This window comes from Bacteroidota bacterium (assembly GCA_016183775.1).
Taxonomy (GTDB): domain Bacteria; phylum Bacteroidota; class Bacteroidia; order JABDFU01; family JABDFU01; genus JABDFU01.
Map to the genome: position 1 here is coordinate 1 of JACPDY010000065.1, position 23,801 is coordinate 23,801.

The following is a 23,801-nucleotide window of genomic DNA, read 5'->3' on the forward strand; positions in this document are numbered from 1 at the left end:
ATTAAATCACAAGCCTAAAGGCAAGTATTAACAACGTTTTGTTAATGTTTGTTCACTACAAAATTTTAAAATCCAAACAAGAATGCAGCATTAACAAGGGCTGTAGGGTTGCGACCTCGATTCGAGTGTCAAACTCGGGAGTTTCTTATAATTATATTTTATTTCCTTGAAATCAGTTTTACCCACGAGGAAGCTTTCCAGTCATTGCCAGGTACTTTAAAAAATACCGTGTTGGAACTACTCAGCGATATGACACGGAGGACTTTCATTAATGGCAAAATAAATTATAGAATGAAGAATAAAAATTAAGAGGGGGGTAAACCAGAAAATATGTACGTAATGGTGTACGTATAAAATAATAACATATTGAAAATAAATATGTTATGTGTTAAAAAGTAGCCCTAAAACCGTTATTATCGGACTTTTTTATTGAGGATTTCAAGGCGCTGATGGATTTCAGGAAGTTTACCCGACTTTAAATTTATATCCTATCCAATTCTTCCATAAGTGCCCTCCTCTGGATGTATTCCTTTCGGAAAATTTCAATCATCCGGTTGACCTTCTCCTTTGCCCCCAGCTTTAGCATCCTTCTCATAAACCTGCATGCAGTTTTATAATTTCCCCGTCCGGTACTGCGTTTTAAGTATTCTACGATTTTCTTTTCATAAATATCTGCAAGTTCAGGTGCATAGTCTTTTGACAGGTATTTTTCATACTCGGAAATACCTTCCATATTCAGAGAATTCTGTTTAATCCACGCTAACAGTTTATCCCACCATTGCTCGTTGATGTATATTTCAGCCACAAGATGAAAATCTCCAAAGCGACTATTTTTTATGATTTCTTTGACAAGTTCATGCACAAAATCTTCCCACTTGCCTTTTTCCACATGGGTTTTCATCAGCTTGTAATGTTCTCTATGATCGTGGCGGTGTGATTCAATGAACATAAGGCGTGCATATTCAATAATCTTTTCTTTGTCATGCTGCGTTTTGGCAACTTTCAGAAGCCAGTCATACCAATCATACACAAGGCCGGGCTTATCCTTTTTATCGTGCAGAATACCTTCTTTTGCTATCTGAATGACTTTTATATAATCCTTTTTTGAAAAAGCTTTTTCAAGGGCAGTTTCCCGGAGGGAAGGATTTGACAGATTTTGTTCCATAAAGCGGTCGGCTTCTTTCTCTCCTTTTAGTTTTTTCAGAATATTCAATTTTATACTCTGCGCTTTCTCTGCTTCATATTCAGAATTTTTTACTTTATCCAAAATAGCAATAACACGTTCTCCATCTTCATTGCTTTTAATAAGACAAGATGCGAGGTCAAGCATATCAATATGCCAATCCCACCCGGAAAATATATTTTTATTGAAGGTATTCAGGCAATAACTGAACAGGTGTTTGCGAAGTTCTTCAGGCAGCTCCTTTGAGGAAGCGATTTCATGCAATAACTCCGCAGCTTCTTCTATGGGTCCGCCAATATCACCATTGCTGTCATCGGCAAATTGCAAGGCTTCGGTCATTTCCTCCATCACAGCGCAACAGAGCAGGACTGCACTTTTAGGATTTTTAAGCTGGAATTGGTTTCGTGCGGTTGTAACCAATCCATGCACCATATTACCTACATGGCGTGTACCTGACCAATCAATAAAACCATCCCGCCCGGCAGCCTGACGCAGAATAGAACGGATTTGCTTATTGTATGTTTCTTGTGTCTCATTTTTGTTGCGATGAGCAAAAGAAGAAATAAAAAGATTCCTGAAGGAAGCATTACTTTCTGCTTTTTCGTGGATAAACTCTCTCAGTTCCTCGTGAGAAATATTATCGAGTAATTCCGTTACCTGCTGCGCAACGGTTTGTCTCTTTTTCCCTGTTCCTTTTTTTATTTTTTCCGTTCCATTCCTTTTATGGTCTGAACCTGCTCTAATATCAAGTTCCTCCTTCTGTAAATAGAAAATTACTGCTACTACATGCTTACATACAGGCCCCAAATCATAGGGACAGGTACAGGAATAATCAGTAATAGTTTCATTTTTAATCTGCACCTCCACTGTGTAATCTTCTGTCCCCTGAACAATCGCTTCAAATTTCCCGGAAGTAATTTCTTCAGGTGTATTTACATAACCTTTCTTAAAATAGGAAAGCCCACGCTGGAGTATGGTTTCGTCTATATATTGCTCAAATTGTCTTAATGGGATTTTCATTGCCTAAAAATCTACCTGCCCTTTAAATTGATATTCCCGGAATATTTATTTTACTGATGCACCAATAATTGTATTCGTATTTTAATTGAAATTCTGCTATTCCTGAAAAAGTTTTTTTCTCATTGCTTCCTTCAATAGTTCCTGTGTATTTTATATCAAAAGTGGCTTTCGCTTTTTCCTCGCTTACATGCAACGAGGTTACTTTAAAGTATTGCAATTTTAAAAATATGTATGCGTCCCGGAATAACTGCATCTTTTTTATGGCTTCACTCTGCTTTATAACACCGCTTTCCGAATTTATTTCATTAGCCATCGCCATAAAAGAAGGATTTAGGTCTAACTTTTTGTTCAAAAGAACTTCCATAAATTCCCTGCAATGATTTTTAATATCATGTTCGTGGTTAGGATGGAATTCTTCATAAATGTAATTGTGCGTCATCCCCTCCATCACCATATAGTCTGTTTCTTCCTGAAATAGTTCTTCGGTAATAAAGCGATATAGTTCTCGGTCTTCTACTTTACAGATAGTGTCAATACAAATTGACTTTTCGCCAAGCAGATTTAAAATCCTTTTCAACTCGGATTTGATTTCTGTTTCAGGAATTTCACTCACAGGCTTATATGCCGGCCTACCGATAAAATCATATATCACTACTCTTTTATTTTTTGCATAAGCGTCCTCAAACTGCTGTACTTGATCCAGCCATTGGCTTTCCATTTCAGGGGACAGTTTCTTCTCTCCTTCAGAGAAAAAATTAGCCCCATGCTCCAATGAAAGTTTCATTTTCTTTATCTCATTCTCTATGCGGAGCTTGTTGAGTTCTTCGTTTTTCTCAGAAAAATCGTCCATGTAATTTGCTTGTTTATGAAAGTTATTTTATGAATTATTCAACACATTTTCTGCCATCATTTCAGCCTGTTTCAGAACAGTATCTATTGCCTTTTGTTCCAAATCCGGAGGATAGCCGTATTTTTTTAGGGTACGCCTTACCAATACCATTAGTTTAGCGCGCGCACTTTCGCGGATCGTCCAGTCAATGGTGGCATTGGTTCTTACCTTATCGGCGATTTCACGGGCAATATCCTTTAGGGTATCATCACCCAACACTTGCACTGCGCTATCATTTATTTCCAGCGCATTGTAAAAAGCCACTTCGTCATTGTTCAAACCGAGTTTCTCGCCTTCCTTATCTGATTCTTTTATTTGTTTGGCAATGTTGATGAGTTCTTGAATAATTTCAGCAGTTGTCAGCAGATTATTCTGATAGCGTTTGATAGCACCTTCCAGCATTTCCAGAAGTTTTCTGCTCTTAACAAGGTTGGTTTTCGCTCTTGCCTTCAATTCATTGTTCAGAATTTTTTTCAGCAATTCAATCGCCAAATTTTTGTGCTGCATTCCCTGTACTTCCAGTAAAAACTCGTCAGAGAGAATTTCAAGACCGGAAATTTCCGGCTTGCTCATCCCGGCAGCATCAAAAATATCAATTACCTTATCGCTGCTTAATGCTTCATCCACAATTTGCTTAATAGCCGTTTCAATTTCTACATCTGTTCTGCCACCACCGGCCGGAGCATCAAATTTTGCCAACCGTGCCTTTACTGCCTGAAAGAATGCCACTTCCGGTAAATGCGTCTGAACTTCTTCTTTGGTAATACAAAGAGAAAGAGCCTGACTGAGCAAGCTTACTTCACGGATAAATCTCTCCTTACCTTCCTGCCTGTCTGCCGTGCCGTCACAGGCAGACAAGCCCAAAATATGTTCCTCAGCTTGCAGAATGATAGATAATTTTTGTTGGGCATCAACGGAAAAGAATCTTCTGTAATTGAATTTAAGGCTGTTTTGATAGTAGGCCTGCGGTTCTTCTACCAAAATATCTTTCCGGGTATTGCTTTCTTCGTTGAACATTTGCCGGATCACTTCCAGTTTTTCGGTAAATATTTCAAATGCTTTTTCAATATTTTCTGCTGGATTTCCTTTCCCGCCCGCTTCACCGTAGAATGAAAGGGCTTTTTTCAGGTCGGTGGCAATGCCGAGGTAGTCCACAATCAGGCCGCCCGCTTTGTCTTTGAAAACACGGTTTACCCTTGCTATGGCCTGCATCAGGTTATGCCCTCTCATAGGCTTGTCAACATACATCGTGTTCAAACAGGGAGCATCAAAACCCGTCAGCCACATATCACGAACAATGACAAGTTTCAATTCGTCAGAGGGATCCTTCATGCGTTCCGATAAATCTTTTCGCTGCTGTTTTGTAGTATGGTGTTTTGAAATTTCGGGACCGTCAGCACTATTGGTTGTCATCACCACCTTTATAATGCCTTTGGTCATATCGTCGCTGTGCCAATCCGGTTTGAGGGCAATAATTTCTTTATAGAGGTCGGCAGCAATTCTGCGGCTCATGGCAACAATCATCGCCTTGCCTTCAAATACGGTTTGTCTTTTTTCAAAGTGGGTAACAATATCTTTTGCCAGATTCTTCACCCTGTCCTGGTTCCCTACAATGGCTTCAAGTTTTGTCCATTTCGCTTTTGCTTTTTGCTTTTCAGTTATTTCTTCATCCTGCTCCAATTCTTTATCAAATTCCTGAATCAATCTTCTGCCTTCTTCATCCAGATTAACTTTCGCTAATCTGCTTTCATAGAAAATTTTAACAGTTGCTCCGTCATCCACTGCATCTTTAATATCATAGCGGTCAATATAATTTCCGAAAACCTGCGGTGTATTTACGTCTGTGCCTTCAATCGGAGTGCCTGTAAAACCAATGTAGGTGGCGTTGGGCAGGGCATCCCGCATATACTTCGCAAAGCCATAAGCAAGGCGCTTATCTATTACCTTTCCTTTGGCATCTTTTACATCGAGGTATTTTGCCTCGAAACCGTATTGTGTCCGGTGGGCTTCATCTGCAATGACTACGACATTCTTTCTATCTGAAAGCTGGTCATATACAGATTTATTACCGTCAGGCAAGAATTTCTGAATGGTGGTAAACACAATGCCACCGCTGGCTACCTTCAGCAATTCTTTCAGGTGGTCCCGACTCTCTGCCTGCACCGGCTCCTGCCTCAATAGCTGAACTGAAGATGCAAAGGTGTCGAACAACTGGTCGTCCAGATCGTTGCGGTCGGTAATAACCACAATGGTAGGGTTCTTCATTTCGGGAGAGGTAATGAGCTTACCCGAATAGAAAACCATGCTCAAACTTTTCCCTGATCCTTGTGTGTGCCAAACTACACCGCCCCGTTTATCTCCGTCTGTTCCAGATGCGTTGATAGTTGATTGCACGGCTTTGTTTACCGCATAATATTGATGGTAGGCGGCCAGCTTTTTAACGGTTTGAATTTGAATTAACCCTGTTTTGGCATCTTCTTTCTTTGATTTCTCGAACACAATAAAGTTGCGCGCCAAATCAAGCATTGTTGCCGGTTGGAACATGCCTTTCAGCAAGGTCTCTAATTGCGGCTTGAAGCGGGAAGCTAATTTTAGATTTTCTTCGGTTTTGTATGGATTGTTGCGTCCTGCTGCAATTTCTCTTTTGATCCACTTTCTACCGAAACCCGTTTTCAAATCACTTTCCCGCTTTACTGACTCTTCCCGTGTTTTAAATTCTTCATAATGAATTATACAAACAGGTTTATGAGATTTTGTCCATTTCGCACCCTTACCTGAAATATGCTCTTGCCATCTTTTTTCAAGATTTTCAGTTTGCCCTATGTAATAACTTCCATTATCACACTCTAAAACATAAACGAAAAAGCCGTCAGCTGTTTTTCTGCCTGTGCGTTGCACGCAGACAGGCCATGTCATGTACCGGCTCAGGTCTGCTGAAACGCTTCCTGCCTTGCATTCTAGACCATCGCTGATAATGCAAATGGCATTGTAAGTGAACAGTGAAGGAATAATGGCCTTGTATGTCTGAATTTGTTTGTAAGCGCTCAGGATGTCTGCATTTTCATCTGCCGCATTTTTCAGTTCAATTACCACCAGTGGAATGCCATTAACGAAAAGCAATACATCCGGGCGTTTGTTCTGGTTATTCTCAATAATGGTGTATTGATTCACCACCAGAAACTGGTTGTTGGCAGGGTTTTCAAAATCAATCAACGCCACTTCATGACTGCGCTCATAGCCGTTTTGCTGATAGGGAATTTTTACCTTCTCGATTAAAAGACGGTGAAATTCCTCGTTGTTATGCAGCAAATCGGGTGAAGCAATCCGCAATACTTTTTGAACGGCTGCCTCCTGAGCATCTGCCGGAATGTGAGGATTAATTTTCGCAATGGCTGCCCTGATCCTGCTGGATAAAATAATCTGGCTGAAATTTTCACGCTCACAAAATAATCCCTCCGGTGAAATCTCCTTGCCATTGGCATATTCCCATCCCTGCGATTGCAAAATTTCAATCGCTGATTCTTCTATGATATTTTCGGTGATGGGTTTCATTTACATTGGTATCAAACCGATTTTTAAACCTAATTTTTCTCTGAATTCATTTGGAATTTCATCCCAATGCTCCGCCAACAATTCAACAAATTGATTTCCATTGATTAAACCTATTCTTGGAAAATTCGCATCCAGTGCCACTTCTTTTGATTTTTTATCAAATTGTGCGGTGGTAATAAATGCACCTTGTCCATCTCTCGGAATATTTTGCCTCAATGCCTTTACATCTGATGATTTTATAGTTGAATCTGGCTTGTAGCGTTTCGCCTGAACAAATATCTTCACCTTTGCCATTCCAGCTATATTTAATTCACCTGTGGCATCTACACCGCCATCACCGGGCCTTCCGGTATGTTCAGTGCCTTCAAATCCCAATGCAGCTAACAGATGCGTAATTAAAATTTCAAATTCTTTAGCATCCAATTCCATCAAACGGTCAAGAATGGTTTTGTGATAATTATATTCAATTAGTCCTTCTTTTGGTGCAATAAATTTTGTTTCGCCGATTACCGAAAAGAAATTCTGTAGTTGTGAAACCTTGAATACGGTAAGGGATGACCGTATGGTATTTTGAAAAGGAACCGAAAAGGAATTTCTTGGCAACTCATTGATCCATTTTACCTTCTTGCGGTGCGGATATGGGCATCCGTCTTTTGAATGGAGCTCATAATAATAATCGCTTTCCACAATGCCATAATGAATATGGTCGCTATTCACCGATTGAGCAATAACGTAATCTCCTTTTTGTATTTCGAACAGAAACCTGCTGATCTGTCCTACCTGTTGACCTAATACCAAACTATTCTTCTCTTTATGATATTCTTCATAGATAGGATATAGTTCTTCTCGGGTTTTAATTTTTGATAAGTCCATTTCATCAAGCCAGCCAATAGCTGCATATCCTCCCTTTATAAATTGGGGGGTGTATTGGCCATAATTTGAACGAACTACAAAAAGATTTGGCATACTGATATATTTTAAACTTAGGTTTCTGATTCTTCTTCAACTCCCCTTTTCACGGAAACTATTTTCTTCAACGTTACTTTATAGCCATAACCTTCCAGTCTCCTTTTGGCATTTTTTATACTCACTTTGCTGAAAAAGGGGAGGTGCGGACGTTCGTCTTGACTGTTGCTTATTATCGTGAAAACTATTTCGTAACTTGATGGATCAGGTTTATTGCCAGGATTGATCAGTTTCCTTCCACTTGGCAATTTTTTATTCAGTTCCTTTCTGAATTTTGGATCCTGAATAAATAGTTCTCCCGAAACACTTCCCTGCATAAACAGGTGGCTTAAAACACTCGATCCTCCATAATGCTTTACATGAACTATTTTGTTATCAGAAGTTAGTAAATCGCAGAATTCTATTTTGCTATGCCCACCCCCATAGATAATTTCTTTTCGATCCATGCAAACAATGGAAGAATCTCCCAAAGCTACACTCTCATTGTATTCAGATTCATTTTTATGATTGTATTCCGGAAGGGTTATATCTGATAGCTGGATATTATTATAGCTTGAGTTTATTTCATCAACAAATCCCGATGCAATTTCATACCATTTTCCATTGTTAATCACATATATTTTATCACCTTGAGTTACTTCTCCATAAATACACTTGTAGATTGACCAGCTGTCAATTTCACTATCATTTGACGCAGAAAAAGCAGTCAATGTTTTTGTCTTAATCTGCTGAACGGAATCAAAATTTTGATAATGATTCAAAAATTCCGTGATAGATATATCATCGGATAGTTTGTCTTGACGAGGAAGGTATTTAAACCCTTTTACATCCCACCAGTCTATTAGGTCAGGGACGGACATCCATAGCTTATCGAGCTCTTTTGCATTTAACCTGCGAAGCAGCTCGGCATTCAAGTTTTCGATCAGTTTATGATTTTTTATTTCCTGAATCTGATCAATCCAGCCGAATTCCTCTTTATATTTTGGACTAATATATTGCGCATAACAGAGTTTCAAAAATTCTATTGCATTGTTGACATTCACCTTTACAGAGAGACTCAGCGAATCACCACCTGTGATTATTTTCCCAAACTGATCAAGAGAAGATTGTCCTGTTACTGAACGAACTAAATCCTGCTCTATATCAAAGCCAAAATCCGAGAATGTAGCACCTTTACTCATCTGTTCTTTGCTTATTTTAGAGACAGCTCCAATGCTGTTTTTTTCTATGCTGCGTATGTTATTCGGTTTTATTGTGTTTAAAGTGGTACGCAAGCCGAATCTTTCATCAATAACGCCGTCTTTTAACATATGCCTGCCCGTTCCGAAGCAGAAAGCAAAGCGTACAGTGGTCGTATCTATATTAATCTGAACCAATAATACTCCTTTAGCAGCAGCGGTTTTCAGATGGGAGGTATCTCCAAGAGAATTGGCAAAAAACTTTTTAACCCAATCTGGCTCTCTCGTGGGGGAACTTGCATAATAAAATGTTCCTATTCCACTAATTTCTTTTTGGGGAGAGATACTTTTGAGAATCTTATCCGGAGTATCAAATCCTTCTTTAATCAGGTATATGGATAGTCTGTTAGTTTTTGATTCCATCCTTGCATGCATTTACTCTCACCTCCCCACTCATCAGCTTTGGCAACAATGTTTCCCGTAGCTTGGTGAGGATATGGATTTGCAAATTGTTTTTGATTTTTTTTTCAACTAAAGGGGCAATGATACTGTCATATTCAGCAAAAATTTCCTTAGGTGGAATTGAAATAGTTGCATCTGACAAATGCTCCCTTTGAATATGCCCCATTGTGGTTGACTTTGATTCTGCAATCATTTTGAAGTTTTCAAGGTGATGTTTAGTTGCCAAGTAATAAAACCATTTTGGATAATCCTTTGAACTAACCTTGAAAAGATGCTGGTTTAGTGCACCATCGCCACCAGACCAAATCACTACTTCCAAACTGCCACTCCATGAAAAAAGAATATCGCCATCATGAATGATATATTTCTCATGAATTTCTCTACTACATCTATCTGTATTTTCCGAAATCCCCTGTCTCATTTCTCTGATTTTTATAACGGGTAATGAATCTCCGGGGAACTTTTGTAATGCTAATCCATTCAAATATTCAGCAATTTCATCCAATGGTTTTTCTTTCCAACTCTCATCCGCTTCCACCACAAACCACTGCCTGAACAGCGTTTCGGCTAATTGCTCAAGGGTTTTATTTTGGCGGTGTAACAGATATATTTTATCATCTAAGCTGCTTAAAACTTCGGCTATGGCGGTTTGCTCAGAGAGTGGTGGGAGATTTATGGTTAATTCGTAAACCTCATCCCTGCTTGTTGACGGAATCGCTGAGCCACTATCCATTGCATTAATGTCAACATTCTTAAACCAGTAATACATGAAAACTGTATCAGTATTATTGTTTTTTCTCTTGGTATAAAAAGCGGTGTCAATTACAAAAAATGGTCTCTTAGCGAAATGGACTTCACGATAAGCACCTTTTCTTCCAATAATTATTGATGGTTCGTCATGTAAGCATTTATCGGTCAATCCAATCTTTCCATTTGTTCCGAATACTTCATACGTACCCATACCATTACGATAATCCATCAAGGACTTCCCATATTCAAGTTGAAGTAAATCTCCAATTCTATATTCCTTCCACTCGCTCATTTTATCCAATGAAGTTTTAGTTCCTTACCAGGCCCTATAATAACAAATACTGTATATTGATAACCAAGCTGATGTTTATACACCTCTGCCTTTACTTTATCAAAATCGCCCTTTGAGTTTTTCCATCCCATTTTTACTTCAATTGCCATTATGTTATATCCAGTTTGCCTCTTGTGTACTATAATATCAGGAAAAACTGTTTTAGCTTCTGTATCCTCTAAAGTCAATTCACTTTCAACATGTGGAAGTTCAACTCGTTTTGCCATAAACTCTCTTGTCTGTTCATTGAAAACTCGGTTATACTCGCAATCAACATCTAATTCAGAAAAGAGCTCGGCCAGATACATACCCAATCTATGTGTAACGGTTCTTTCGTTGATATTAAATTCAGAATCGAGCAATACAGCATCCCTTTCCTGTAGGATTGAAAGTGCTTTGTTCAAATTAGCTTCAACTTCTTCATGTGTATATTTTCGCATTTTACTCATGCTTCCACTTCAGTTTTAATTTTTGAAAGATTGGCAGCTATCCGCTTATTCAAAGCATCTTCTTCCGCTATCTGTCTTTCCAGTTCAGTTTTCAGGGTCGTGAAGCGTTCCGCAAAATTGAAATCGTCCTCATCATCCGGTAAGCCCACATACCTGCCGGGGGTTACTACATAGTTGAGGGCTTTTACTTCTTCAATGGTTGTGGCTTTGCAAAATCCGGCAATGTCTTCATACTTATTTTCGCCTGTGCGCCAGTTATGGTAAGTGGCGGCAACATTTTTAATATCCTCCGCAGATAATTCTTTTGTGCGCCTGTTTATAAGGAAGCCCAGATTTCTCGCGTCAATAAATAATATTTTTCCTTTTCGCTGCGGTGAGCTTGTCGAACCGTGTTTCTGTTTGTTCCGGCTTAAAAACCAAAGACAGGCGGGTATCTGCGTATTCAAAAATAATTTTGCCGGAAGGTTTACAATACAATCAATCAAATCATTTTCAACAAGAGCTTTCCTTATTTCACCTTCGTTGCTGGTATTGGTGGTAAGTGAACCTTTGGAGAGGACGAAACCTGCCTGTCCGGTTGGGGCCAAATGATAAATGAAGTGCTGTATCCATGCGTAATTCGCATTTCCGGCAGGGGGTACACCGTATTTCCATCGGGCATCTGTTTGTAAAAGCTCACCGCTCCAGTCGCTATCATTAAACGGAGGATTGGCAATGATGTAATCGGCTTTCAGGTCTTTATGGGCATCATTCAAAAAACTCCCTTCGTTGTTCCACTTCACATTGCTGCTGTCAATGCCTCTAATGGCAAGGTTCATTTTGGCCAGTCGCCAGGTGGTCTGGTTGCTTTCCTGTCCGTAAATGGAAATATAGTCGGCAGAGTTGAGAGATAGTTTTTTGCCGTTGTCTCTCTTTTTGTAGTAATCCTGATGTGCTTTGATAAACTTTTCGCTTTGTACGAACATACCACCACTTCCGCAGCATGGGTCGAATACCCTACCTTCATAAGGTTCGAGCATTTCCACCAATAGTTTTACAACGCTTGCCGGAGTATAGAACTGACCGCCCTTTTTACCTTCGGCCAATGCAAACTCACCGAGAAAATATTCGTACACCCGACCTAAAACATCTTTGCTTTGCGCTTCTTTTGTTCCGAGTACGGAAGTGCTGATAAGGTCAATTAAACCGCCAACACTTGCCTTGTCTAATTTTTCCTGTGCATACACCTTTGGTAAAACTCCTTTAAGGGATGGGTTGTCTTTTTCAATGGCATCCATAGCATCATCTATGTCTTTGCCAATGGAAGGTAATTTTGCCCGGCCCTGCAACCATACCCAGCGTGCGGAGGGAGGTACATAAAATACTTTCTCTGCTGCGTATTCATTTTTATCTTCCGGGTCCGCACCTTCATAATCTCCTTCGCCTTCTTTCAATTTGTTGAACAGTTCTTCAAAAGCATCAGAGATGTATTTCAGGAAGATCAGTCCCAATACCACGTGCTTATATTCGGCAGCATCCATATTTTTACGGAGCTTGTCAGCCGTCTTCCAGAGTTTTTTTTCCAGCGGTTCTTCTTTTATTTCCTTTTCCTTTTTTGCCATAGTATTTTAATGGGTTAAAGATTTTTGTTTCACAGGAGCAGGATATTTTTTTTGATATGCCGCGATGAATTCTTTATCACTGCATATACACCGCCCCGTATTATCCTTTGTAAAAATGAAGCTACGCGGGTTAATGTCCTTTTTTATTGGAGCTAATGGCCAAAGCTGCGATACATTTGGCAATTTGCTTTTTCTAAGACGGCCCTTTTCAACCACATACTCTGCCGCTAATAAAATTCCGGCTAAGGCTGATTGAAAAGCCAAAGGAGCTTCAACAGCGCCTGCTTTACTATCGTTCTTTTTCATCTTCATTAAGATGCCTCCGCATACAAACTTTGAATAAAATTCGCGCACCGGGATATCCTTAAACTTTTCCAGTTCTGCACGATCAATAGAGTTTTCACTTGCGATCCACCCCAATAATTGATCGTCTGCACCCTTGTTTCCATGCAAGTAGCCGCCCATTGCATATTCAATGGTAAAGGGAGGAGGCAAGTTTATGCGGTGAATACCCAAGTTTTCTGCCACTTCCAAAGCAAAATTTTTTCTTTCTTCTGTGGGCATATAGGTGCAGGCAACGCAGGCTTCTTCGCCAAAAGCATAATGGCGGGAAATACCAATTAAATTCTCCGCTGTGTATGAGTTGATGATTTTTTTTGGCAAGGAACTCTGAACCCCTATACGATCCTTTGCATTATCAATCGAGATCAACACAGATGAATTTATCCAATTATTTTTTTCACCGAGGAACCCCGCCCATGTTTTAGGAACAACATTTATTTTGAGGTTAGAGTTCTTGTTGTATACCTGTGGTATATCGGTTTTAGCTTTGTCTATATGACGTTCTTCGGCAAGTACATATCTCTGCAAATTCGATAAATCAACTGTTTCGGGTTCCACAATAGTAACCGTTCCTTTTATAAAAGGCGTGTTTGCTAAAGCCCAGACCGCACCGTTCCCTATTGCACCAAAGCCAACCAAAATAAAATCCTGTACATCTATTTCTTTAATCTCAGCGTTACTATCCGAACAATCAAGATTGATAAGTGAAAAAGAAAAATCTCCGTCAAGGGCAGCTTCATTGATAAAGTCCTGAAAAACAACCCTGAAAATATTTGAAACTGCTACGCAAGCCACAGCTCCGGCAGCAAAAGGCACTTCGCTATTACCACATCCAACAGGTTTTTTGTCAGAGAATTTTGCTACCCATTTATCGGATCCTACATAGAAAATACGTGAGCCCAAATATTCTTTTGAAAGTGGCTTTTGACTTACAGCAACTATTACTGTTGGTTTCACTTTTGTAATCTCTATTCGGGAATTTATCTTTTTAGCCAATTCAATATATTCATCTGCCGCATCTTTCTTTCCTGTGAGATTAATAAGATTTAGCTTAGGATAAAGCCTGCTTAACAAGCGTGTGAGCATCTCAGCCGCTAATTTTCCTTCTCGCTTATTGATTGCATCGTCAAATGCAATTCCAACCACTGTTTTATTCAAGATGTTTTGGAATTCATCTGCCGATCCCTTGTTCAGAGCCTGGGACAGTGCGAGTAAATTTTTAGAAAAATATTCAGCCAATGCCATTACTTAATCACTTCTATTAATTCATTTTTTATCTTTTTATCTAATTCAATCCATCCTTTTTCGGGATGCAGCCTGTAAACGGCGCAACAGTTTATATCAGCCTCGCCAAAAGCAAAATCTGGAACTACAATGGAAACCCCACCAACCGTTGCAACAATGGGATACGCATCATCTGTTGCTGAGTGATACGCCCGCGTTGGATGACTATGAATTTGTGCGATCAAACTCATCTTGTTTTCATAAAGCCAAACATTTATCCTATGTAACTCATCGCCACTCACAGAATAAAGTAATCCATCCTCTAAACTCATTGCATGTTGCTCAGGCACAATCGTTTTTTCAATGCGAAAAATATTTTCATTTTCTTTACCGGAGAAAAGGGCTACGCCTTCCAACTGATGTTTGCCAGCTTCCCGCATATGTTTGTAAGCCATGTGTAAACACATTTCCGGAAGAATTATTTTTTTTATGTTTAAAAAGCCACTCATTAAAACTGCTGCTGAATGTTTACATTAAATTGTATATGGTATCCTCGCATAGATGGAATAGCATGGTCGTATAGTTTCGTAAGTAAAAAACCCAGTGTACCCTCTCCTCTTGTTCTGTGTAATAACCATGCATTTCCTGAATGTTGGGGATGATTGTGATATTCGCGCACGCCCGGCAAGCATAAAAAAGGATATTCATCTCCTTGACCCACTAATAAGTCTTGCGGCTGACTAAAAGGCATAACCTGACCATTGATCTGAAGCGCTCCTCCGGCTTTTTGTTGAATGAACTTTAAGGGCCCCATCTGTTTTCGGGTAACTGGCGCTCCGGTGAAAGGGTCAATAAAAACTATTGAGGGTGGTTCAACATCGTAGTTGGTAAAATCTATTGAAACAGCAAAAGCAACTGCGGGAGGTTTCATGTAATGGGCAATAAAAATAAAATGCGCAACAGGAAATTCTGCTTTTACGCAGACAACTCCCTTTTGGCGCCATACATCCTGTATTTTGAGAAATTCTTGTATCTCACTCTCAAATTTGGAGCGCGAAATTTCAGGCTGCACATATTGTAAATTTTTATTTTCCACCCTCACCTGATTTTAACGTTAAAAATATTTTGGCATCTTTTGGAAAGTGATATTCTCCAACTTTTTTTGAAACATCTAAATCCACATCATTATACTTTACGAGATAATCACTTGTCAGTCGCCCTGTACTTCCCGATTTGGCTAATGCCTGTTCCACAGCCGCACGCAGCGGTTCATTCAAATTGACATTATCGAGAACAGTTTCCTTTCCATTAATAATGAAGGTGAGAGAAGTTAAATTATCACTCCTTTTCCCGCTCTCTTTTATTGCTACCGGTACCGCAGTAATAGCCGCTCCACTCAGAATATTTGCTGTATGCAACCAGTAGTACCATGCTTCCGGGTACCCTGCCTTGAGAGCTTTATTGAGTACGCCGTATTCGGGATGGTCAATTTTTTTGCTCTTTAATTCGTCAGGAGAGATTGACTTCCAGTCTAATTTATGAGGCACTGTTTTTTTCATCAGGCAAGCAGCCAGATATGCAATGCGTGCAGCAGCAGTTAAGGCCACATTATAACCGAAATTGGTTTTCTTATTCAGGTATTGGCTCAGTGAGCTAACACCGGCCTTGATTTCATTAAATAATTCCGGATGGGTCTTTCCCATCATCGCCATTGCAAAAGCGGTATTGATTACATCATTATATATGTTCTCAACGGTATAATCTTTTTTATAATGCGTAATGCACATCAATGAGGTTTGCTCAAAGCTCTCCCGAACTACCTCCGGGGATTCCATCAATTCAAACATCTGATCGACATCAAATAATTGCTTCGCTATCTCCACTGCTTTGTTTTTTCCCATTGGAATACCAATGGTAGTTGGCGCAAATGCAGATAGCTTATCACCGGCAATAGAATCTAAGGTTGGAATTGTTATTTCCGTATGCGGCTCCTCTGTGCATAGAAAAGAGTGCGCAAGATTGATTTTGCGTGTTGCTGGATAACAGCTCTCCACGTATATTATATCCAACAACACAGGCTGCTCCGGAAATTTGGACGGCCTGCTTTGGTTGTAGTAAAACTTGTAGTGTTCCTTCGGAACCTGAAATTCATCGTTCTTTCTTTCGCTCACTTCCCATCGGGTAAATGGAGTGTCCGCAACAACCTTATCAAATATTTCATTCAGGTTTCCGGGATTTACCGGAAGGATAATATCAATATCCTTTGAGAACCTGTGAAATTTATCAAGCATAAGAACCAAAGAGGTTCCCCCTTTGAAAATAAAATCAAGGCCTTTCAGCTTAAGATGCTCAAGTAATATGAAGGCAAAGGTCATTTTCTCTGCCAAGTCGTAGTTGGTGGCTTCATATTCATTCAATTTTGAATCAAGCCATTGTGGTGAGTACGATTCCGGTTTAATCATTTTTCTATCAGGTTTATTGTTTTTTCATCTACTGCTTCCAAAGATTTTATATAGTTCCAGATTTCATCACGTTTCCCGCGCCTTGCTGCATAGCTGAGAAGCGTACTAAAATTTATCGCATAGCTTTTACATGCTTCTGAATAAATGTTGAAGGTCTCGCTCGAAAAAATCATTTTCCAAAATTTATCGCAATAGAGGTCAACCAGTATTTTTTCCAGCCTTACAACTTTCATCCCCTCGGATAATTTATATGGAGATTCCGAAATCATTGTCTTAATCACAATGTTTTCATCTTCCGCTTTATAATTTTCCCATTCATTTTCGGTAGGATTTAAGAAGCATCGCAAAGGAAAATCCTCTTTGAGTTTTCCAAATACAGCATCTTCTGAACCCGATTCAACCTCTATCACTAAAATATTTCTCATCAGTTGAAGTGTTGCCAGTTCATTTAACCATGTGGATGACCACAGAATAAAATTTAAGAATGGGAACTCTTTTTTTATTTTTCCAGATAAATTTTTTAATGAGAGGCTTAATTCCGGTTCAAATATTTTTTTGTCATTCAGCCGATATAATCCTCTTCCGACCGCAACAATTTTTTCTTTTGCCTTTAACCTATTAATCCGGACTCGTAAATTTTCATCAGATAACCTGCTCCCATTTTTAGAAAAAAAATCTCTGAGCCTTTCTTTTGTGAATGGTTCATTTTCAGGCAGAAATGATTTAAGGTCTTCTGTTTTCAATTTGTATGTGTAATTTTAGGCAAATATATGTATAATTGACGAAAGTAACAAATGTTATTTTGGGCAATAAGATATGATTACTGCCTAAAATAACAAAATACTCATCTAAATTCGTTATTATCGGCAATAAAATTGATTTATTGCCCAATATTACAAGGATATATATTGCTAAAATGGCAAGTATAAAAGCTATTTTATCACTCGCTCATCTATAAAATATCTTATCCCGGTTTTTCCATACCTGTTCTTTGTACACATAGCTATGCGTTTCCCGTCAACTATGGATGTTTCAATATTAATCCCTGCATCAAAAGCAGCCATAGTACCGCCACGCATCTGCCCGGAGGTAGTGAGCTGGAAGATGGAAACGATAATCGTGTTTGGAAAAGCGATCCTCAGCTTATCAAACTCACTGATGTCGGTATTCAGCTTGCCCCAACTGTCAATTACAATTACATCAAAGCTATTGGCGAACTTTTGAATGTCCTGCAAGCTGGCCTCCTCTCGGATTTTAAAGTTTTCTTCGTTCTGGAGCCTGTAATAATCAATCTTTTCCCTTGTGAGCTGGGTGATCCCCTCCTCGCAGGAAAAATAAGCCACCTTGTATTTTAACTCTATGAACTTGCTTATCAGGTCGAAGGAGAAATAAGTTTTACCGGAACCCTGCTTCCCGGTAAGGGTGATGGCGCACTTATTTTTTTCGATGGCCCCGATGAATATTCCCATATCCCCGCTGAGCATGATTCTATCCGAAAAGTTTATGTTTTTCACATCCTTAGCAGAGACAAAGCCATGCTCATCTTTCAGAAGAATTAAATCCTTTACGCTTTTATTTCTTAGTACTGTTTCTTCCAGCTCCTTACATTTTTGTTTCAGGTTCTCAATATGCCGGGCTTTGTTTTGGATTTCACCTTTTAAAGAATCTGTGTCAAAGGGAAAAAGGATAATTCGTTCTTCCTTTCCAAGTAATGCCAGTTGTTCATCAATATCACGAAGCTCCTTTGAATAATCATACCGCTTGATGGAATTGCCCATTGCTTTATCGGTAACAAAACCGGCGAGAGCATTTAAAAGAAGGTTTTTACCTGCTGAATCCGCCAACATTCCCTTTGTAATCTCACCACCTGATTTTACTGTTCCATGTATCCTATCATAATAAGTCCTTGCCTTCAGCAACTTGGTTTTGATACCCCTGATCTTTTCGTTTCTCAGTTCCCTATCCCGGAGCTTTATTTCCGTTTCCGTTAACTTTTTTTCGAGCAGGGGTATTCCCATTTGTTCCTTTTCCAACAAAAGCCGAGTTTCTTTCAGCAGGATTTCTTCCTTACTCAGTACAATTTCTGCTTTTTCCGTAACTGTTACGGATTTTTTGCGGTTAGAACGCACCCTGCACCTGTCTGAACAATAGACAGCACGCAGGTTTTTAGCAAAAAAATGTTTTTTGCACTCTAAGCACTTCTTCGGATGATTTTTACTCATTTGTTACGCGATTTTTAAGGTTGTTACACAAAACAGCCGTCCTGTTATGGAAAATTTTAGCTGTCTGTTACGCAAATATACAAGGTATTTTTAATAAATATTACTGTTAGGTAAGTTTTATTAAAATAATTTTATACATTTGTACCGAACGGTAATGTTTATCATTTATAAAAACATTGAGCCATGACAAAAAAGAAAAACGAAAGGCTTGCCGATAGCATAGCCATCAGCCCTGACTTTAAAAGACACTTTCAGGACTATTTCAGTAATCCTGAACCGGCAGCCAAAGACATTTCATTCATACTAAACGATCGGACTAAAGCCATTAAAACGAGTGTCGCTTCCTACCGGCAGATTAACAGCTGGGATCAGTATGGTTTATTGGATGTTATAGAAAGAGAAGGGAGCGAATGGAGAAAATACAGCATCATGGATGCGCTATGGCTCAATATCATTTATGAGCTACGCTTATTGGGTTATACCATAGACCAAATCAAGCTCGTAAAAGAAAGTTTAGCTGAAGGAAGCAAAAAAGTAAAGTATCCTATGCCTCTGCTGGAATACTGCACTTTTATTGCCTTGTCAAGTAAGCTGCCTGTTATTCTGATGGTATTCAGTGATGGCTCGGCTATGCCCATACCCTATGAAGAATACAAAATGAATCTCATCAATTACGGATTAAAAAATCATATTCATATTGATATGAACGAAATCCTGCAACGGTTCTTTCCTGACAAAAATATAAGCCCGGTTTATCCGCTGGAAATTTACCTGACTTATGAGGAAGCGGAATTATTATCCTTTATCCGCATGGGTGAGTATGAACGGGTAGAAGTCCGTTTTAAAAACAAGAAAATGGAAATCATTGAAGCGGTAGAAAGATTGGACGTAAGCAAACGCATGGTTGATATTTTAAAGGAACAAAAATATCAGAGCATAGAAGTCATTAAAAAAGATGATGTGATTGTATCCATCGTAAGAAAAGTAAAAAAGAAAATACAGCAGCCATAGGCTGTTTTATATTGAGCAATAAGCTATGAAAATCCATAGTACCAAAGATGGTAAGGCAAAACGGATAGCCTCCGGTGCCAGTGCAGTTATCTCAACAACCAAAGGTCTTGGAGTTGGGACGAGGATGGTATTAATCAATGGAAAAGACGGATGAGCTGAATGGGGAAAAGAAAAAAGTATCAAGACTAACCATTGAAGAACTCAGGAGCTACAAGGGTTTTGAGCATTTCAGTGATTCAGAAGCCAGTGAGTACATTGATACAATGGAAACATTTTGTATTATTGCTTATGAGCTTTACAAAAAGGAAAAATCCAAAGCAGCATGAGTAATCTTGAGATATTTAAAAAGTTTGCAAAGAAAGGCAATAGCCAGCCAAAGGCACTGACTTCCAATGCCGTTATCTATACAAGGGTATCTACAAAAGAACAGGCGGAAACCAATCTTAGCCTTGAAACCCAAAGGAAATATTGCGAGGAATATGCGAAAAAGAACAACCTGCGGGTAGTGGAATATTTTGGCGGAACTTATGAGAGTGCCAAGACAGACGAACGCAAGGAGTTTCAGCGTATGTTGAACCTCGTTAAAAAGCAGAAAGAAAAAATATCCTATATTATCGTTTTCAGTATTGACCGCTTTTCACGTTCCGGTTCAAATGCTATTTATATCAGTGAGCAATTAAAAAAGCAGGGAATACATATCCTCTCTGTAACACAGAACATAGAAACCATCACCCCGACCGGAAAGTTTCAGCAGAACATGTTTTTTATGTTCAGCCAGCTCGACAATGATATGAGGCGGGAGAAAACAGTAGCCGGAATGAGGGAGATGCTCCGGCAGGGATTTTGGGCAACCAAAGCTCCGGTAGGTTATTCCCATGTTCCGGGAGCGGATAGAGAAAACCGCATAGTAATTGATGAAAAGGGAAAACTTTTACGCAAAGCCTTCCTATGGAAAGCTGATGAGGGCTTGTCTAATACCGAAATCGTATTGTGCCTAAACAAGCTCGGTTTAAAAGTTTCAAAGCAAAGGCTCACCGAAATTTTCAAAAATCCATTTTATTGCGGGATTATAGTAAGCACATTGGTTGAGGGTGAAATCATAAAAGGAAAGCATCCTAAACTCATCTCCGAAGAAGTCTTTTTAAAAGTGAACGAAATTCAGTCAAAAAATCATCACGGGTACAAGCAGCAGAAGGAAAGGTCTCAATTTCCTTTAAAGCAATTTGCAAAATGTGATTCCTGTGGTACGCCCATGACAGCTTACCGCATGGAAAAGAAAAATGCAGAGTATTATAAATGCAATAAGATAGGCTGCAAGTGCAATCGGAATACAGAAATCCTGCATAAAGCCTTTATCAAAAAACTGGGGGAATATGCAGTCGAGGAAAAGGGGATTCCTCCCATGCACCGGATGATGTCATACGTTTTCAACAATCTGAATGAATCCAATAGCAGTAACAAGGAAACTTTTTCAAAGGCATTGAAAGCCTGTCAGGAAAAAATAAATACGGTGGAAGAAAAATTTGTGCTGGGTGAAATAGACCGAGCTTTGTATGAAAAATTCATAACGAAATATGGCAAGGAAAAAGCCGATTTGGAGAAAAAACTTGCCGAAAGCAGTTTTGAATTATCGAACTTGGATGAATACGTAAATTACACCTTGCGATTAGCCTCAAAACTCCAGCCAGCGTGGGATTCCGCAGAGTACGATACCAAACTGAAAATACAGAATCTGGTGTTTCCTGAGGGCGTTAGGTTCAATAAGGAAAATAATGATTATCGAACTGCGAGAGTGAATTCCTTCTTCGCTGCAATCCCCGCATTATCAGCCATTTTCACACAAAAAAGAAGCGGACTTAACAAGTTTTACCCTGAAAAGTCCGCTTTGGTAGCCCCACCAGGAATCGAACCTGGATTTAAAGTTTAGGAAACTTCCGTTCTATCCATTGAACTACAGGGCCAAATTGATTTAGAATTATTGGATTTTAAAAATTATTTTATTACTGAGCCATTATTCGAATCTTTCGTTGGCGTCACAAACGCCAATTCACCTTTATTATTCTCTGCCATTAATATCATCCCTTGTGATTCAATCCCTTTGATCTTCCGGGGCGCCAAATTTACTAAAATACTTACCTTCTGACCGATAATCTTTTCTGCCTCATAAAACCCTGCAATTCCCGATACAACTGTTCGCTGATCAATGCCGGTATCGATCTTTAACCTTAACAGTTTATCAGTTTTGGGTACACGTTCCGCTTCCAAAATGGTACCTACACGAATATCCATTTTTGAAAAGTCATCAAAAGTAATATCGGGCTTGGAGCTTGGTATGCTGAGCGGAGTCGAAGCGTTGTTCATTTTTTTTGAATCCGCAAGTTTTTGTATTTGTTTATCTATTTCCGGCTCTTCTATTTTATCATATAATAGTGATGCTTTACCCAACTGATGTCCTGTTTTTAGCAGGTCAATACATTCTGCATCGCGCCAGTGCAGATCTTTTAAATTTAGCATTTCCGAAAGTTTTTTCGCGCTGTGCGGCAAAAATGGCTCCATCAATGCGGTAAGATTCGCGGAAATCTGCAGAGAAATATTCATTATTGTGCGGACCCGCTTTTCATCGGTTGCGGCAATTTTCCAGGGTTCATTATCTGCAAGGTATTTATTTCCCAGTCGTGCAAGGTTCATTAATTCAGCCAGTGCTTCACGAAAGCGAAAGTTATCAAGCGAATCGCCTATTTTTTTCGGATACTTTACTATTTCTTCAAGAAGAGAAAGATCGTTTTTGCTAAACTGATCCGCTTCAGGAACTTTTCCTCCGTAATATTTATCAGTAAGAACCAATGTGCGGTTAATAAAATTGCCAAGTATAGCAACCAGTTCATTATTGTTTTTCGCCTGGAGATCTTTCCATGTAAAATCATTGTCCTTTGTTTCAGGCGCGTTCGAACAAAGCACATAACGCAATACATCCTGCTTGTCTTTAAAATCAACCAGGTATTCATGCAGCCATACTGCCCAGTTCCGTGAAGTGGAGATCTTATCCCCCTCCAGGTTCAAGAACTCGTTGGCAGGAACGTTCTCCGGCAGAATATAATCCCCATGCGCCATTAACATTGCGGGAAAAATAATGCAGTGGAAAACGATGTTATCTTTTCCAATAAAATGAACTAAACGAGCTTCTTTGTCCATCCAATATTTTTTCCACTCGTCCCTCGTCCCTTGCCCCTCGCCCTTTTCGAACAACTCCTTCGTTGCAGAAATATATCCAATAGGCGCGTCAAACCAAACATACAGCACCTTTCCTTCCGCTCCTTCAACCGGAACCTTTACACCCCAATCCAGATCACGGGTCATTGCACGCGGCTGCAGACCTTGTGTTAGCCATGATTTGCATTGGCCGTAAACATTGGTCTTCCAGTCTTTATGAGAATCGATGTAGGCTTCGATACCGGCCTGCATTTTATCAAGCGGCAAAAACCAGTTCTTTGTTTTCTTCATCACCGGCTTTTCGCCCGATAAAGTTGAACGCGGATTGATCAGTTCCGTAGGGCTTAATGATGTACCGCATTTTTCGCACTGATCACCATAAGCATTCTCGTTTCCACATTTCGGACAGGTACCTATAATATAACGATCGGCCAAAAATTGACCGGCCTTTTCATCAAAGTACTGTTCAGTTATTTCCTCTTTAAAAACACCTTTATCGTAAAGATTTTTAAAAAAATCTGAAGCCGTTTCGTGATGCGTTTTGCTGGAGGTTCGCGAATAAATATCGAATGAAATGCCAAAATCGCGGAACGCATCGCCCATCAGCTTATGGTATTTATCTACAACCTGCTGAGGTGTTATGCCTTCTTTTTTTGCTTTAATTGTAATGGGAACACCATGCTCGTCTGAGCCGCAAATAAAGATCACATCTTCACCTTTTGAACGCAGGTAACGCACATATATATCAGCCGGCAAATAGCAGCCGGCCAAATGTCCTATATGCACAGGGCCATTGGCGTAAGGTAGCGCTGCTGTAACGGTATGTCTTTTATAGTTCAATATTCGGGTTTCAATGTTCAAAGTTCCGGGTTCAATGTTTAAGTCGTATTATTTTGTTTATAAAAAATTTGAACTTTGAGCCCTGAACCTGGAACAGTTCACGTAAATT

General features: G+C 39.4%; 18 protein-coding genes, 1 tRNA gene and 1 pseudogene. 3 read left to right on the forward strand and 17 right to left on the reverse strand.

Going from position 1 to position 23,801, the window contains the following annotated elements; all coding sequences use genetic code 11:
- Positions 1-481: 481 nt before the first annotated feature.
- From HYU69_07910 to HYU69_07980, 15 genes and pseudogenes are all read right to left on the reverse strand, one after another.
- Complete coding sequence (locus HYU69_07910; protein ID MBI2270268.1) at positions 482-2,203, reverse strand: SWIM zinc finger family protein; 1,722 nt, start codon at positions 2,201-2,203, stop codon at positions 482-484.
- A 22-nt stretch (positions 2,204-2,225) separates the two neighbouring features.
- Positions 2,226-3,053, reverse strand: a complete 828-nt coding sequence (locus HYU69_07915) for a hypothetical protein (GenBank protein MBI2270269.1) — start codon at positions 3,051-3,053, stop codon at positions 2,226-2,228.
- A gap of 27 nt (positions 3,054-3,080) precedes the next feature.
- Positions 3,081-5,873 carry an HsdR family type I site-specific deoxyribonuclease gene (locus HYU69_07920; GenBank protein ID MBI2270270.1) on the reverse strand — a complete coding sequence of 931 codons (2,793 nt, stop codon included), beginning with the start codon at positions 5,871-5,873 and terminating at the stop codon, positions 3,081-3,083.
- A gap of 126 nt (positions 5,874-5,999) precedes the next feature.
- A pseudogene (locus tag HYU69_07925) lies at positions 6,000-6,644 on the reverse strand (type I restriction endonuclease subunit R).
- Positions 6,645-7,610, reverse strand: a complete 966-nt coding sequence (locus HYU69_07930; GenBank protein MBI2270271.1) for a restriction endonuclease — start codon at positions 7,608-7,610, stop codon at positions 6,645-6,647.
- Positions 7,611-7,627: 17 nt separating this feature from the next.
- A complete protein-coding gene (locus tag HYU69_07935) occupies positions 7,628-9,211 on the reverse strand; it encodes a TIGR04141 family sporadically distributed protein (GenBank protein MBI2270272.1) in 1,584 nt (527 codons plus the stop codon).
- Complete coding sequence (locus HYU69_07940) at positions 9,195-10,292, reverse strand: restriction endonuclease subunit S (protein ID MBI2270273.1); 1,098 nt, start codon at positions 10,290-10,292, stop codon at positions 9,195-9,197. Before HYU69_07940 ends, HYU69_07935 begins: the two co-directional genes overlap by 17 nt.
- Entirely contained in the window at positions 10,289-10,780 is a 492-nt protein-coding gene (locus tag HYU69_07945; GenBank protein ID MBI2270274.1) for a hypothetical protein, read from the reverse strand. Before HYU69_07945 ends, HYU69_07940 begins: the two co-directional genes overlap by 4 nt.
- Positions 10,777-12,381 (reverse strand): SAM-dependent DNA methyltransferase, encoded by a 1,605-nt coding sequence (locus HYU69_07950; protein MBI2270275.1) that lies wholly within the window; start codon positions 12,379-12,381, stop codon positions 10,777-10,779. Before HYU69_07950 ends, HYU69_07945 begins: the two co-directional genes overlap by 4 nt.
- A gap of 6 nt (positions 12,382-12,387) precedes the next feature.
- Positions 12,388-13,881, reverse strand: a complete 1,494-nt coding sequence (locus HYU69_07955; GenBank protein ID MBI2270276.1) for an E2 ligase fold family C protein — start codon at positions 13,879-13,881, stop codon at positions 12,388-12,390.
- Between the two features lie 86 nt (positions 13,882-13,967).
- Complete coding sequence (locus HYU69_07960) at positions 13,968-14,402, reverse strand: Mov34/MPN/PAD-1 family protein (GenBank protein ID MBI2270277.1); 435 nt, start codon at positions 14,400-14,402, stop codon at positions 13,968-13,970.
- A 53-nt stretch (positions 14,403-14,455) separates the two neighbouring features.
- On the reverse strand, positions 14,456-15,043 hold the full coding sequence (locus HYU69_07965; GenBank protein ID MBI2270278.1) for a hypothetical protein: 588 nt from the start codon (positions 15,041-15,043) through the stop codon (positions 14,456-14,458).
- Entirely contained in the window at positions 15,033-16,409 is a 1,377-nt protein-coding gene (locus HYU69_07970) for a nucleotidyl transferase AbiEii/AbiGii toxin family protein (protein ID MBI2270279.1), read from the reverse strand. Before HYU69_07970 ends, HYU69_07965 begins: the two co-directional genes overlap by 11 nt.
- A complete protein-coding gene (locus HYU69_07975) occupies positions 16,406-17,152 on the reverse strand; it encodes a hypothetical protein (GenBank protein ID MBI2270280.1) in 747 nt (248 codons plus the stop codon). The genes HYU69_07970 and HYU69_07975 overlap by 4 nt, the downstream gene beginning before the upstream one ends.
- A gap of 189 nt (positions 17,153-17,341) precedes the next feature.
- Entirely contained in the window at positions 17,342-18,631 is a 1,290-nt protein-coding gene (locus HYU69_07980) for an AAA family ATPase (protein ID MBI2270281.1), read from the reverse strand.
- Positions 18,632-18,814: 183 nt separating this feature from the next.
- On the opposite strand from HYU69_07980, the gene HYU69_07985 reads away from it, so the two are divergent.
- The 3 genes from HYU69_07985 to HYU69_07995 all read left to right on the forward strand — a co-directional run bounded on the left by HYU69_07985 (position 18,815) and on the right by HYU69_07995 (position 21,569).
- Positions 18,815-19,642, forward strand: coding sequence for a MerR family transcriptional regulator (locus tag HYU69_07985; protein MBI2270282.1), 828 nt, complete (start codon positions 18,815-18,817; stop codon positions 19,640-19,642).
- Between the two features lie 137 nt (positions 19,643-19,779).
- The gene (locus HYU69_07990) at positions 19,780-19,968 is read left to right on the forward strand and encodes a hypothetical protein (protein ID MBI2270283.1); all 189 of its coding nucleotides are present in this window, start codon (positions 19,780-19,782) and stop codon (positions 19,966-19,968) included.
- Between the two features lie 431 nt (positions 19,969-20,399).
- Entirely contained in the window at positions 20,400-21,569 is a 1,170-nt protein-coding gene (locus HYU69_07995) for a recombinase family protein (GenBank protein MBI2270284.1), read from the forward strand.
- Here the strand turns inward: HYU69_07995 and HYU69_08000 are convergent.
- Together HYU69_08000 and metG are read right to left on the reverse strand one after the other, a co-directional pair.
- Positions 21,529-21,603: transfer RNA gene (locus tag HYU69_08000), tRNA-Arg, on the reverse strand. The genes HYU69_07995 and HYU69_08000 overlap by 41 nt on opposite strands.
- Positions 21,604-21,634: 31 nt before the next feature.
- Positions 21,635-23,695 (reverse strand): methionine--tRNA ligase, encoded by a 2,061-nt coding sequence (metG, locus tag HYU69_08005; protein ID MBI2270285.1) that lies wholly within the window; start codon positions 23,693-23,695, stop codon positions 21,635-21,637.
- Positions 23,696-23,801 lie beyond the last annotated feature (106 nt).